The organism is Mycoplasma anserisalpingitidis, from assembly GCF_007859615.1.
Classification (GTDB): domain Bacteria; phylum Bacillota_I; class Bacilli_A; order Mycoplasmatales; family Metamycoplasmataceae; genus Mycoplasmopsis; species Mycoplasmopsis anserisalpingitidis.
Window position 1 is genome coordinate 579,067 of the sequence record NZ_CP042295.1, and the last position, 14,371, is coordinate 593,437.

The following is a 14,371-nucleotide window of genomic DNA, read 5'->3' on the forward strand; positions in this document are numbered from 1 at the left end:
CTTTTATTATTTAAATCCCATATTTTTCATTAATTTGTTTAAGTTTACTGAAGCTACGGCTCTAGCTTTTTGCGCACCTTGTTCAGTAATTTGGTCTACTTTTTCTAGAGCAAGTTTATATTTAGTTTGGATATCAGTTAACAAATCAAACACTAATTGTCCAACTTCTTCTTTTAATTCTTTGTAATTTTTGTCTAAAAAGTGTTTTTCACTTTCTTCAAGAGATACCTTTTTAAGAGCAGCATAAATATTTAATAAGTTAAGCACACCTTGTTTTTCTTCGCTAATGTAAATTTTATTTTCGCTGTCTGTTACCGCTTTAAGAATTTTGTTATAAGCCTCTTTAGGATCATCAAATAAATAAATAGTTGATTTACTTCCTTTTTCACTTTTAGACATTTTTTGAGTGGGATCACTTAAAGATTTAATTCTAGCTCCAACTTCAGGTATAAATGATTTAGGAGTTTTAAAGTTTAATTTATAACGTTTATTAATTCTTTTAATTAATGTCCGTGTAAGTTCAAGATGTTGAGTTTGGTCTTCACCCACTGGAACAGCATCAGCATCATAAAGAATGATATCACCAGCCATTAAAGTAGGATACATCAATAAACCAGTAGGTATTTTTTCAGTTCCATTAGCTTGTTTAACCATTTTTTGTGATTTATCTTTGAATTGAGTCATTCTTTCTAATTCACCTATTGCTGTTTCACAAGTTAATAATCATTGCATCATTCCATGTTCCATAACTTCAGATTGATAAAAGATATTCACTTTATTTAAATCAAGTCCACATGCTAAATAAAGTGCAACGACATCTTTTCTATTTTTCATTAAATCATTTGGTTTGATATCACCAGTAGTTAAAGCGTGTAAATCTGCTACAAAAAAGTAACATTCATCAAATTTATCTTGTAAATTAAGAAAAGGAACTAAAGCACCTATATAATTTCCTAGTGTTAAATCACCTGTAGGTTTAATTCCTGTTACAAGAACTTTTTTCTTGTTTATGTCCATAAAATCTCCTATATTTTATATATGTTTATATTTTATTACTTTTAGTAATTTTTCATAGTCTTTAGCACTTTATTAATATTATTAATAAATGGATTTTTTGTTTAATATTTGTATTAAATAATTTTGATGAAAATAAAAAATCATGTGTAGTTTTTATACATGAAGTTTGCAATTGATTATTAATATGGGTCTTTATTGTTGTATTCTTCATATAATGGGAATTATCATAATTATAGTCACTTTCTTTTTAAGTAGATAAAACAAAAAATTACAATTCCTCATCACTTTTAACTTTTAATTAAATAGTTATAACCCATTAAATTTAACTATGCTATATTCATATTTATTAAATATTTCTATTTTCATGCTTATTGTAATATAATTACTTTGTTACTAAAATATTCTCTAAAAAAATTCTAAATAAAAAAGATAAAATTTCTTTGGAATAAAAAAAATTGGTATATAATAGTAAAGCAACAAAGCAAAAGCCCAGGTGGCGGAATAGGTAGACGCAAGGGACTTAAAATCCCTCGGTAGCAATACTGTGCTGGTTCAAGTCCAGTTCTGGGCACCAATTATCTGCGCTCTTAGCTCAGAAGGTAGAGCAAATGGCTTTTAACCATTGGGTCGGAGGTTCGAATCCTCTAGAGCGTACCAGTTCAATGAAAGTTGACCAAAACACCTTAGTTGGTGTTTTTTTAATTAAATTTAAGGATAAATAAAAATGCCAAACTGGCATTTAATTATAGGTTTTGTAAGTTTTCATAAAGTTTATTTAATTCTGATATTGTTTGGTTAATTGATGATTTCTGAGCATCTGTAAATTCTTCTACATTCTCAAAGGCAGTTAATTTTGAGTTTTTAAGTTCAATACTACTTTTAATATCTAATACTTTTTTAACAATTTCTGATGTAGCAACTTCATTTTTATATGTAGGTTTTTCCTTATTTAATGCAGCATCAATAATTTTTTTAGCTTTTGAAGATTCAACGGTATCAAAACTTACAATACTTTTAATTTTAGTTCTTAATTCAGAAAATTCTTGAAGGTTTGCAATAAGAGCTGCCATTCTTGCAGTTTCATCTTTTACTTTTTGAATTGTGATAGCATTATCTTTGTTTTCTAATCAATCTTTAGAATTTTTAACTACATTAATTGATTTGATTTGGTACATTTCATCATATAAAGCATTTGCATCTAATGCTTTTTGATAAACATTTTCTAATTTTTCTTTCTCAACATTGTAAAGTGGATCAATTTCTTTTGAAAGTTCTTCGAATACACTTTGTAATTTGTCATTATTTGTTTTAAGTTTTTTTGGATCAGTTGTAGTAGTTAAAAGATTACTATATTCATTTAATAAGGAATCTCTTCTACTTTTGTGTTCTTCAGTATCATCTAATTTATTAATTAAATCTCTCAACCCATCACGTCTAACTTGATTAATTTTAAAATTCTTTGCATATGCTCTTTTAAGTGATTCTTTTTCAATCATTTTTTGAGTCACGATACATGAACCAACTGTAACGGCTGAACCAGCAAGTAATAAACCTATAATAAGTTTTAGAGATTTTTTGTTTGTTTTACTCATATTTCATCCTTTTTAACAATAATATTTCTTATAAATTATATACTAGTTTTAGCAAAAGACTAATTTAACATTTAATTAATAGTCAAAATTATGAAAAAACAATTAATAATAAATGTTTGAGGAATTTTTTAGTTCTTCTACTCTTTTGTTGTGTAGAAATTTAATAAATTTGAATAATAAAATAGATAAAATAGGTAACACTATTACTTCAACTAAAACATTTATTCATATTAAGCTAATTCAAACAATAAAATTCTGAATAAAATCAATTTTCACTATTGAATGATGAATAAATAACATTCCAGTTACTAATATGCTATTAGATAAAACGGTTACAAAAGTATTAATGAAAATGGAAATAACATTAACTTTTTTTCTAAAAGCTAAATAAATAAAATAACTGACTAAACCCAATAAAAACCTAGGTATAATAGCAATATCAGCAAAGATGAATAATGCTTTTCCATATACTAAAGCACTTATAAAAGAACCGATTCCAACAAATAAAGCACTAAAAAGAGATCCTCTTAAACCAAGATGAAAAGTCGCAATTACTATAATAATGGTAAGTAAATTAATACTTACACTAAAGACTTGAATAAGACCCAAGAAAGGTACAAGAGAAAGAATTAGTATCAAAGCAAAGTAAATAGCCAAATAAGCGATGTCTTTAATTGTTGTTTTTTTCATAATCTAATAATAGTTCTATTTCCCTTTCGTTTAATTCTTTATATTCACCAGTTTTAATTTTTAAGTTGTATAAATTTAGTTTGTTAAAACTAATTCTTTCTAATTGTTTTACTTCATTTTCGATCGCTTTAAACATTTTTTTAATTTGGTGAAATTTTCCTTCTCTGATACTTAAAAGAGTTTGAAAATCACTTAATTTTTTCACTTTTGCTTCTAAAGTTGTAAACTCTTCGTTTATTTTTATTCCATTTTTTAACTTATCAATATCTGTTTGACTTAATTGTTTTAAGTGAGTTACTAGATAAGTTTTTCAAGCATGTTTTTTAGGTGATAATAATTCATGAATTTTACTAGTTTGGTTAGTAAAAATCAACAATCCAGTAGTATCAACATCAAGTCTGCCTATAATTTCACATTTGTGATATTTTTTATCAATTAAATTATAAACAGATTGATAATTGAACTCATCAGAATGTGAACTTACAAAATCTTTTGGTTTGTTTAATGCTAAATACACAAATTCCTTATATTCAAGTTTATTATCATCACAATAAACTGAATCATTTTTTTCATCAATATCAATATTTTTATTAACTAATAAACCGTTGACTTTAATGACCTTTTTTGTTATTAATTTTTTTGATTCACTTCTACTTAAATCTAAAACCTTACTTAAATACTTATCTAAACGCATAATTATTTTTATATTATACTTCAAAATAAAGAGAAAAAGAAAAATCAGAAATTCTGATTAATCTATATTACGATAAGGCTGTTCAACATTAAAGGTAAGGATGTTTAGCTCATCAAATTTCTTTTTTAGTTGGGCTGAAACATCTCAAACAAAAACATGTTCATCTAAATGTGGTACTTCAAGAATTGGCGCATTAATTTGTTGAAAATTTATTCAGTCACTTCAACGAAAATCACTTGAAACAATTAAATCTGCACCTTTTTTGGTTCATTCATTAATATCACCAACAAAACCACTTCCGCTCATTAAAATAATTTTAGTAATATTTTCATTTAATTGTGCATCAGTTAAGTTGGTTCTAAAACTATTAATTTTAATTTTATCTTTTAGTAATTTAATAAATTGATTTGGTGTTGTTTTGTAATTTAATACGCATGGATAACCACTGTTTTGAAAATATGAATAATTTTCTATTCCCATAAATCTAGCTATTTGATAACTTGTTCCATGAATATGATTATCATAATTAGTATGGAATGAAATAGTGTTAATTCTATGTTGTTTAATTTTTTTTATTAAACTCATTTTATATGGAGCTTTAATTTTTTCCATTTCCATTGTTTTTTCAAATAAAAATGGGTGGTGAGTTAAGATGACATTACAATTATTTTCAATTGCATAATCGACCACTTGGTCGGTGATATCAATAGCTAAAACTACTCCGGTTAGTTTTTCACTTAAATTAAATTTAAATGAGAAGCCAGTTGGATCTCAAACTTCCTTAAGACTTAAGGGGTATTTATTAAATAAAAACTCAGTTAGTTGTTTAATTTTCATAATTAGTTTTTAAGGAAATCTTTAATGAGTTGTTTTCCATTTTTTGATGAGTTTTTAAGTCTTCTGAGAATTCTATTTTCGATTTGACGAATTCTCTCCTTAGATACTCCACCACGTTCTTTTGCTAATTCTTCGAAAGAATGAACTCTATATCTATTACCATTTTCATCATATCCAACACCATAACGTTTGCAAATTAATTCTTTATCATTTTTATCAAGATTATTTTCTATTAGATCAAGCAATAATTCACTAAGTTGTTCTTGTGAAGCATAGTCAACAGGATTTGGAATACTTTCATCTTTAACAAAATCACTAAAAGATGAATCATTTTCTTTACCAATTTGTTTATCTAAAGAAATTGGATCGATATTGATTTTTCTGATATATCTAACTTTTTCAGCTGTATAAGCATTACCGAATTTTGCAGCGATTTCTTCATCAAGTGGTTCACGTCCAAGTTCTTGTTGTAATTCACGTTCAATTTTAGTAATTTTATTAATTGTTTCAACCATGTGAACAGGAACACGAATTGTTCTGGCTTGATCAGCTACTGCACGAGTAATTGCTTGACGAATTCATCAAGTTGCATAAGTTGAGAACTTGAATCCTTTGTCAACATTGTATTTTTGCGCCGCTTTTAGAATTCCAGCATTACCTTCACTAATTAAGTCGATGAATGACAACCCTCTATTTTTGTATTTCTTAGCATTATTGATAACAAGACGTAAATTACGTTTGATAAGTTTATCTCTAGCTCTTTTACCTCTGAAACCACCAAGGTTCATTGTTTTAGCTAATTCAACTTCTTCATCAGCACTAAGAAGTTCACCATATTTACCAATTCATCTCATGTATCACTTAACAATATCGTTAGTTTCAGTAAGTTTATTATTAAGTGATTTTCCTCTAATTAAGTCGTCCTGATTAACATCAAAATCAGCGTCATTATATATGTCCAAATCAAGGTTATCTAAACTAAGATCTTCATCGTCATAGTTTTCATGATCCTTAAGTTCTACCTCTTCTTCATCTTCTTTTTCATCTTCGTCAGATTCATTAGAATCATTTAATAAGTCATCTTCATTAAGATCATCTAAGTTTAATAAATCATCTAATTCATCATATTCACCATCAAAATCATCATCATAATCGTCATCATCGAATTCTTCACCCAATGAATCAAAATCCATTTCATCTTCATTCTTTTCTGAAGAATTATCTGAATCCAAGTCATCAAATTCAGTTATTTCAGTTTTTTTAGCTTTCTTTTTTGATGATTTTTTACTTGAAGAAGAAATTGAATTATTAATTTCATCAAAATCTGAATCAGATATATCATTTAGATCACCATCGTCAACTTTATCTTCAATCAAATTAGCTTCATAAAGTTCTTCAAGCAACTCTTCAATAGAATCTTCATCATCTATACTTAAATTCTTTTTATCCAAAAATTCAAAAACATCTTCTTGACTAAGTGTTTTTTTCTTTTTGGATTTCATGTAAGCTTCTAGCATGTCAATTAAATCTTTATATTTAAATTCCATATTTTCCTCTTATTCTTTTTTCTTACCTTTTTTAACTTCCATATTCTTTATTAATATATCTTTTTTAAACTCTGGAATTTCAGCAGAGATATATTTATGAACTAAAAATTGGTCAGAGTTAATATTATCGTAAGTGTTTTTAATGAAATTTCTAAACTCTTCTAGATTTTGAAATTCATTAACCCTTTTATCTATGTCAATTATTAAATTATTGAGAATATTTTTGGAAATATCCTCTGAATTAATATGACTTATTATAAAATCATAAAATTTACTATAAATCAAATGCAAAATCTTCTCTTTTTGTATTTCAGAAATTTCACCATTACTTCTTTTATACTCCTTGCAATACTCAATGAATAATTCATACGATATTGAATCTTTAAGAAATCTTGCATATTCATTAATTATTTTCATTCCTTTTTCCCATATGTATTTTTCAGTACTTGGATTTTTTAAAAATGAAATTAATAAGATATTTAATGGATCAGAAGAAAGATGATTTTTGATTTTAGCTTTATTAAATCTTTTAACTTGAGTTTTATTATTAAAATTGTAGTTATTATTTTGTTTGTAAGTTTGATTAAAAATTTTTGAATTGTCAATCAATTTTTCATCATTATTTAATTCATAAAATTCATCACTTTGTTCATTTTTTTTAACTTCAAATTCATAATTGAACTTGTTATGAATTTTATTTCTGAAATAATTAATAATTTCATCATCACAATAAACTAAATAATTTTTAAATTCTTCTACAAAATTTTTAATGTTAAGTAAAGTTATACTTTTCGGTTCATCTAAATTAAAACGCTTGATTAATAAATTATAAACATGCTCAATACCTGTAATTTTATTATTCAATATTCCAAGCAAAGCATTAGAACCATTTCTTACTAAAATTTCATCAGGATCTAAATCAAAGGGATTATTAATCACAAAAACTTCGAATTTATTTTTTAGTAAGAAATATACTGAATGGAGTGTAGCATTAACTCCTGCTGTGTCATTATCTAGAAAAATATTAATTCTTAAATTCCTTAGTAAATTTAAATGCTGTTTAGTTAGTGCGGTTCCCATTAATGCGACAGCATTTTTATAATTCACTTTAAGTAGAGCTATAACGTCAAAAAATCCTTCACAAAGATAGATTTCTTTTTTAATTCTAGCTTCTTCTTTAGCACGATCAAAATTGTATAAAACACTTGATTTATTAAAAATAATAGTCTCAGGTGAATTAATATATTTTGGAGAATTTTTATCGTTGTATAACAATCTGCCACTAAAAGCGATTGTGTTGCCATGTTCGTCGTGAATCGGAAAAATAAGTCTATTTCTGAAATATTCATTTAGATTTTCATTTTTTAAACCAGCTCGATTTAATTTTGTATCAGCATAATTAAATTGACTAATCAGTCTAGCAATCCCATCTTCAGGAGCATAACCAATTCTTAAATAGCGAGCTAATTCAAGTGAAATATTTCTAGATTCAAGATACTTTTTAGCGTTATTATTCGCAAGCAAATTAACATGAAAAAAACTTTCTGCATTACTTAAAATATCTAAAAGTTCTTTTTGTTCATCACTAATTTGGTTTAAATAATCAAGGGAATGATCTTTTATATTTAATTCAATTCCTTGCTCACTAGCTAATATTTTGATAGCTTCAGTAAAACTCAGTGACTTGATTTTCATCAAAAAAGTTAAAGCATTACCACTAACCCCACAACTAAAGCACTTAAAAATTTTTTTATCTGGAGATACACTCATACTAGGATTTGAATCACCATGAAATGGACAAAGACCAACATAATCCTTACCCTTTTTCTGTAAATTAACAAAATTTGAAATAGTAGATACTATATCAGCATTATTAATTATTTGATTAAAATCACTCATCTAACTCCAATTAATTAAATATATTTATGTAAATCTTCAATATTTATTCTGATTTGTTCCATTGTGTCTCTATTTCTTAAAGTTACACAATTATCTTCTAAAGTATCATAATCAACAGTTAAACAGTAATATGTACCAATAGAATCTTGTCTACGATATCTTTTACCAATTGAACCAGCTTCGTCATAAGTTACAGAAACATTTAAGTCTATTAATTTTTCATAAATTTCTGTAGCCTTATCTGAAAGTTTCTTAACAAGTGGTAAAACAGCAAATTTATATGGTGCAATTTCTTTAGCTAATTTTAAAACTATTCTACTGTCGTTTTCAAGTTTTTCTTCAACATATGAATCGATAATAATAGCAAGCATTAATCTGTCTAATCCAATGCTTGGTTCGATAACATAAGGAACAAATTTTTGATTTGTTACTGGATCAAGATATTCTAAACTTTCACCTGTAGCGTTCATATGACTAGATAAGTCATAATTAGTTCTATTAGCAATTCCTAATAACTCACCTCATCCAAATGGGAAAGTAAATTCAATGTCACTTGTTGCCGTTGAATAATGTGAAAGTTCATCTTTTTCATGTGGTCTGATTCTTAAACTTTCTTTTCTAATTCCAAGTTTTTGGGCAAATTCATAACATTTGTTTACATAGTAATTAAATGTTTCATTTGCTTGTTCGGGCGAACAAAACACTTCTAATTCCATTTGTTCAAATTCTCTAGTTCTGAAAATAAAGTTTCCTGGAGTAACTTCATTTCTAAAACTTTTTCCAACTTGTCCAACACCCATAGGTAATTTACTTCTTGTAGTTCTTTGAACATTTTTAAAATTAACAAAAATACCTTGAGCTGTTTCTGGTCTTAGATAAACTTTAGATTTAGAATCCTCAGTAACACCTTGCTTAGTTTCAAACATTAAATTAAAAGTTCTAATATCACTTCAATTTGTTTCACTTCCTTCGTATTTTTTTATGTTTTCTACTAAAAAGTTCTTCATTTGTTCAAAACTCATAATTTCAGCATTTATAGTTGGATCAAATTCTTCAATTAATTTATCCGCACGATATCTTTTACCATTTACTTTATTTTCAATTAATGGGTCGTTAAAATTACTTACATGTCCACTAACTACTCAAACTTGTGGGTTCATTAAAATTTTTGAATCAATTAAGTAATTTTGTTTCTCTTTGAAGATGAATTCTTTCTTTCAAGAATTTTCAATATTATCTTTCAAAAGCGAACCTAATGGTCCATAATCTCAAGTATTTGAAAGTCCTCCATAAATTTCACTTCCTTGGTAAACAAAACCTGAATTTTTTAAATGATTTACAATTTCTTGCATATTTTTCTTATTATTTAACATATACATTATATTTTACTACAAACATGTTTTAAAATAAGGAAAGAGATACTGTTTTTACGATGACTTGAGATGTTATTTTGCACACTTTTTTGGAATTTTACACATAATAATTTATAAAAACTTAAATTTTAAATATAACTGAAAATTTTAATAATGTGAAAAATTATTTCAGTAAAATTTTCCATATTTTATTGAACTTGTGAGAATGAAAAAGTGTAAATTTATCAATATTTTTAATCAAAAATAAAACAATAATTTTTATTATGAAAATACTTTAAAAATTCAAAAAATTTGCATTGAAAATTATTTATTTTTACACCTAATTATTTTCATATTTTATAAATTCTTCAATTTTTAAATGCTATTATTAGATTATATAAATTTAAAGTCAGGAGAAGAAATGAACGATTCAAAAAAACACATTATTATATTAATTAACGGGAAAAGAAGATCGGGGAAAGGTCTTTTAACTGAATCACTTAAAAAACACTTAGCAGAAGATTTTAAAGATATTAAAGTACTTTCTTTCGCTGAACCTATTAAAACTATCACTAAGCCAATTTTAGATGAAATCGAATGAGATGGTAAAGATAAAGAAGTTGTTAGACCACTTTGAATTGCTATGGGAGAAGTTGGTAGAAATATAGATCCAGACATTTGATGTGCAAGAACTTTTAACAAAATTATTGAGAATGTTAAGGTTGCAAATGATAATGGAATTAATAGTTTATACTTAATCGATGATATGAGATTTCCTAATGAATTAGACTATTTTAAAGGTAATATCAGTAAAATAAAAAATCTTGTTAGTGATGCACAAGTTAAAATTCTATCGATTAGAATTGAAAAATTTATGGATGCAAGTAAATTTGTAGTTGGAGTTGATGACAACATAACTGAAACAAGTTTTGATAAACTAGTTAACATTTGTTTTGATTATATTGTTCCGGCAAAAATTATGGTTAACGAAAATGGTGTAGCAAATTTCGATAATGTTACAACAATGACACAAGCAATCATTGCTAACCTTTTAAAATAAGGAGAAGTTTTGAATAGAAAATATTACAACGGAAGAGAATATGTTTTAGATGAAGAAGAACAGGTAATAATTTTATCGCCTGACTTTTTTCAACAACTAAAAAATAAAAGCAACAAATTTAAGTCATACAAGAAAATTGGTGGTAGTACAGTAGCTGATGTTTTGGAGGTTACCGCTTTTAGTTCACAGTTTAGCGCTTTTTGTCATATAGCGAGATTAAAAATGGATGTACTGCAAAAAAAATATATCTATGCCGGTACAATTCTAGAACCAAAAATATTTGATGTACTTAGAACGACATTTAAAGGTTTAGATATTGAAAATTACAGTGCTAAAGATTACAATTATGACTATTTTGCAGGTAAGGATGAAGTTATTAGTGGAGTTCCTGATGGTTATATTCCATCAAAAAATATGATTTTAGAAATCAAAACTACTGGAGCGAAAAACTATGAAACTTGAAATAAAAAAAACGCTAATGGAATTTATGAAAATGTTCCAGCAAACTACCGTAAGCAAGCTCAGCTTTATTCATATTTGATGGGCGCTAACAAATATAGTATTGTGGCTGCGTTTTTAGAAGATGATAAAGGCGATTATGAAAACCCAGAAAGTGTTGATTTAAACCAAAGAAGAATTGCAAATTATACTTTTGTGGTAAATGAGTCCGAAACAAAAGACGATATAAATAAAGTTAAAGAATGATACTATTTTTACACAAATAGTATTGTTTCACCTAAGTATAACTTAATTAAAGATAAAATGCAAGTTGACTATTTACGTTGTAAAAATGAACAAGAATGAGAAGAATTACTAAACAAGTGAAAACAAGAGGGTAAAGCTGATTTGGATTTTATAGGATAAACATTTAATAAATTTAATTAGTATATAATTATTATGCAGGTATGATTTCGCTGTATACTCGTGTTATTGAACTAATGTTTAAGCGAACTGTAAGCTCGCCAATCATGGGCCATCTTAAATTAGATGGTTTTTATTTTAAAATTAATTTATGGAGGAAAATGAATTTATATATTTATCCTGATGACTCAAGAGTCTTTGATAAAGTACATAATAATTTTTATGTATGTGGAGGTATTATTTGCTTGAACAAGGAACAAAAAAATTAATTAGAAAGGATATATAAGAAAGCAGAATCTACATTAAGACAAAAAATAATATAAATAAAGATTTAGAAATTAAATCATCTAAATAGATTTGCAATAACGAAGTATTCTTGTATAGGGGTCATTAATCATTTCAACTTAAATAATTTATTAATTAAGTATTTAATAAATAAAGAATGCACAATTTCTGATAACTTAATATAGGAACTTATTTATATTGATGTTATTAATATTCCGTATTTTATTAATAAATATGGAATAGACAAACAAAAATAGATAAAGCTAGTTGAGTAATTAAAAACAAAATCAATAAATATTATTCTTAATTAGTGAATTTTGAAAATAATTCAGATTTGTTAGGAGAGATTTAGTATCTTTTTTTACATGTAGTACAAAAATTACTATCGGGGGGACTTTTTGCATTCTGGAATATAAATTTGTTCCCTAAATATAAGGACATCTACTAAAAAGTAGGAGGAATGGGAATAGGAAAATTAAGCAATTTGATACCTTTTTATATTTAAGTGTTTTTTTAGTAATGTTCTAAGTATCAATTATCGAAAATAATAATAAAACTGTCTTAGTTTATAGTTTATTGAGTGTTATTTTATTATATAAACCACAAAAATAAATGAATTGAATCGCCTAAAAACTTAACATTCACCTAAAAATACAGTATAATTAGGTGAATAAAAAAGGAGATGGGTGAATGAGAACTTATAATTATGCAAATTTAGCAAAAAGTAAGTGGGATAGTGAAACAATAAACCTTCTAGCACAAATACATGAGCATAAGGGAAAACAAGAGTTATTTTTGGTACGCAAACCCGCTCTTTTAGATAAATTAGTAGAAATTGCTAAAATTCAAAGTGTAGAAGATTCAAATAAAATAGAGGGGATTATTACTACAGCAACTAGAATAAAGCAATTAATGAACGAAAAAACAACTCCTAAAAACCGAGATGAAGAAGAGATAATTGGTTATAGAGACGTATTGAATACGATCCACGAAAGTTATGAATATATTCCAATTAGCAGTAATTATATTTTGCAACTTCACAGAGATTTGTTCAAATATGGTGAAAGAAAGATTGGAGGACGTTATAAAAATACACAAAATTCCATTGTTGAAAAAACCAAAGACGGTGATATTATTGAAAGGTTTAAACCTTTACCCCCATATGAAACACCCGTTGCTATAGAGCAAATCTGTGATGAATTAAATAAAGCTTTGGATAAAGGAGAAATTGATTCACTACTTTTGATTCCAATCTTTATTCACGATTTTTTGTGCATTCATCCATTCAATGATGGAAATGGTAGAATGAGCAGATTGTTGACTACACTCTTACTATATAGACAAGGATATGTTATTGGAAAATATATTAGCTTAGAAAGCAAAATAGAAAAAAATAAAGAAAGTTATTATGCTGCATTAGAAAAAAGTGGTATAGGTTGACATGAAAATAAGGAAAATCCAGTTCCGTTTGTAAAATATATTCTTAGAATGATATTAGCAGCTTACATAGACTTTGAAGAAAGAGTTGATTATTTAGATGAAAAACTTCCTACAATTGAACTTGTAAGAAATGCAGTTGATAGTAAATTGGGAAAATTCACAAAAAACGATATTATGGAGTTAGTTCCTAGTGTTGGTAAAAGTACAATTGAAAATATGCTTAAACAATTGATAGAAGAAGGATATATAACAAGACACGGTAAAGGAAAAGCTACATTTTATGCTAAGAAATAAAATACCTTAAATTATTAGTTATTTTAAGAGATGAAACAAGATTAGGTGAAGGCATCTACCTTTATAGTAGATGTTTTTTGATGCAAATAAGTAGAAGAATGTGAATAGGAATATTAGGGTCTGGTAAAAAATGCAGTGAGTAATTTCTCCACACATTTTTTACACCGACCTTAATTTATTTAATGTAAGATTTTAAATATATGCTTATTTCAAATAAATTAATTATCTATATATAAGTGTTTAATAATATAATTTTTTACAATTTAATACTCATTTTAACCATTAAATTACAAATATTTTTCTAATTTATGTTTATAATTTAACTATGAATGAAATTATGATAACAACAATAGTTATCTGGTCTACGATAATTCTAGTTTCATTGATAGTGGAGTTAACAACTTTTGGAATTTATAGTAGCTTGATAACTATTTCAGCAATCCCTTCATTATTTATATCTATTTTTGTAAAAGGAAGTATAGTTAGCACAATTTTAGAAATTCTTTTATTTATTGTGATTGGAACTATTTTGATAGTTTTATTCTATTTCTTTGGTAAAAAGTTTATTAAAACAAAATATCAAGGGCCAATTCTTGAATTAATTGGACATCAAACTGACTTATTAGTCGATGCTCACAGAGAACCTAAAACGGTTGAAGAATACGGAAGAGTTTATATAGGTGGAAAAACTTTTAGAACTTTACCAGTTGAAAATATTGATTTTATTAAGCAAGGAACAAAGGTTGAAGTTATAAAAATTGAAGGAAATACTTTATATATTAAACCAGTTAAAGGAGAGTAAA

The 14,371-nt window shown here is 26.2% G+C and carries 12 protein-coding genes and 2 tRNA genes; 6 read left to right on the plus strand and 8 right to left on the minus strand.

All coding sequences use genetic code 4. The features are described 5' to 3' along the window. Positions 1 to 6: 6 nt before the first annotated feature. Positions 7 to 1,017, minus strand: a complete 1,011-nt coding sequence (gene trpS / locus FRW55_RS02265; RefSeq protein ID WP_146368560.1) for a tryptophan--tRNA ligase — start codon at positions 1,015 to 1,017, stop codon at positions 7 to 9. A 487-nt stretch (positions 1,018 to 1,504) separates the two neighbouring features. Here trpS and FRW55_RS02270 point away from each other — a divergent pair. Together FRW55_RS02270 and FRW55_RS02275 are read left to right on the plus strand one after the other, a co-directional pair. Next, positions 1,505 to 1,591, plus strand: a tRNA-Leu gene (locus FRW55_RS02270). Positions 1,592 to 1,598: 7 nt separating this feature from the next. After that, positions 1,599 to 1,674 (plus strand) — tRNA-Lys (locus FRW55_RS02275). An 86-nt stretch (positions 1,675 to 1,760) separates the two neighbouring features. Here the strand turns inward: FRW55_RS02275 and FRW55_RS02280 are convergent. From FRW55_RS02280 to FRW55_RS02310, 7 genes are all read right to left on the minus strand, one after another. Continuing rightward, the gene (locus tag FRW55_RS02280; protein ID WP_146368561.1) at positions 1,761 to 2,609 is read right to left on the minus strand and encodes a hypothetical protein; all 849 of its coding nucleotides are present in this window, start codon (positions 2,607 to 2,609) and stop codon (positions 1,761 to 1,763) included. Positions 2,610 to 2,711: 102 nt separating this feature from the next. Further along, positions 2,712 to 3,299, minus strand: coding sequence for an ECF transporter S component (locus FRW55_RS02285; protein WP_146368562.1), 588 nt, complete (start codon positions 3,297 to 3,299; stop codon positions 2,712 to 2,714). Then, positions 3,280 to 3,993 (minus strand): pseudouridine synthase, encoded by a 714-nt coding sequence (locus FRW55_RS02290; RefSeq protein WP_146368563.1) that lies wholly within the window; start codon positions 3,991 to 3,993, stop codon positions 3,280 to 3,282. Before FRW55_RS02290 ends, FRW55_RS02285 begins: the two co-directional genes overlap by 20 nt. A 57-nt stretch (positions 3,994 to 4,050) precedes the next feature. Continuing rightward, complete coding sequence (locus FRW55_RS02295) at positions 4,051 to 4,830, minus strand: Nif3-like dinuclear metal center hexameric protein (RefSeq protein ID WP_146368564.1); 780 nt, start codon at positions 4,828 to 4,830, stop codon at positions 4,051 to 4,053. A 2-nt stretch (positions 4,831 to 4,832) separates the two neighbouring features. Continuing rightward, positions 4,833 to 6,377, minus strand: coding sequence for an RNA polymerase sigma factor (locus FRW55_RS02300; RefSeq protein WP_146368565.1), 1,545 nt, complete (start codon positions 6,375 to 6,377; stop codon positions 4,833 to 4,835). Positions 6,378 to 6,386: 9 nt separating this feature from the next. Next, positions 6,387 to 8,276: a DNA primase gene (gene dnaG / locus FRW55_RS02305; RefSeq protein WP_146368566.1), complete on the minus strand. Its 1,890-nt coding sequence runs from the start codon at positions 8,274 to 8,276 to the stop codon at positions 6,387 to 6,389. 14 nt (positions 8,277 to 8,290) lie between these two features. Further along, complete coding sequence (locus tag FRW55_RS02310; RefSeq protein WP_201798397.1) at positions 8,291 to 9,649, minus strand: glycine--tRNA ligase; 1,359 nt, start codon at positions 9,647 to 9,649, stop codon at positions 8,291 to 8,293. Between the two features lie 400 nt (positions 9,650 to 10,049). Between FRW55_RS02310 and FRW55_RS02315 the strand changes: the two genes are divergently transcribed. The 4 genes from FRW55_RS02315 (at position 10,050) to FRW55_RS02330 (ending at position 14,370) form a co-directional block, all read left to right on the plus strand. After that, positions 10,050 to 10,688, plus strand: coding sequence for a hypothetical protein (locus FRW55_RS02315; protein ID WP_146367429.1), 639 nt, complete (start codon positions 10,050 to 10,052; stop codon positions 10,686 to 10,688). 9 nt (positions 10,689 to 10,697) lie between these two features. Next, a complete protein-coding gene (locus FRW55_RS02320; protein ID WP_146368567.1) occupies positions 10,698 to 11,552 on the plus strand; it encodes an MAGa7180 family putative nuclease in 855 nt (284 codons plus the stop codon). Positions 11,553 to 12,524: 972 nt separating this feature from the next. Continuing rightward, on the plus strand, positions 12,525 to 13,568 hold the full coding sequence (locus tag FRW55_RS02325; protein ID WP_146368568.1) for a Fic family protein: 1,044 nt from the start codon (positions 12,525 to 12,527) through the stop codon (positions 13,566 to 13,568). A gap of 325 nt (positions 13,569 to 13,893) precedes the next feature. Beyond that, positions 13,894 to 14,370, plus strand: coding sequence for an NfeD family protein (locus tag FRW55_RS02330; protein ID WP_146368569.1), 477 nt, complete (start codon positions 13,894 to 13,896; stop codon positions 14,368 to 14,370). Position 14,371: the final 1 nt, after the last annotated feature.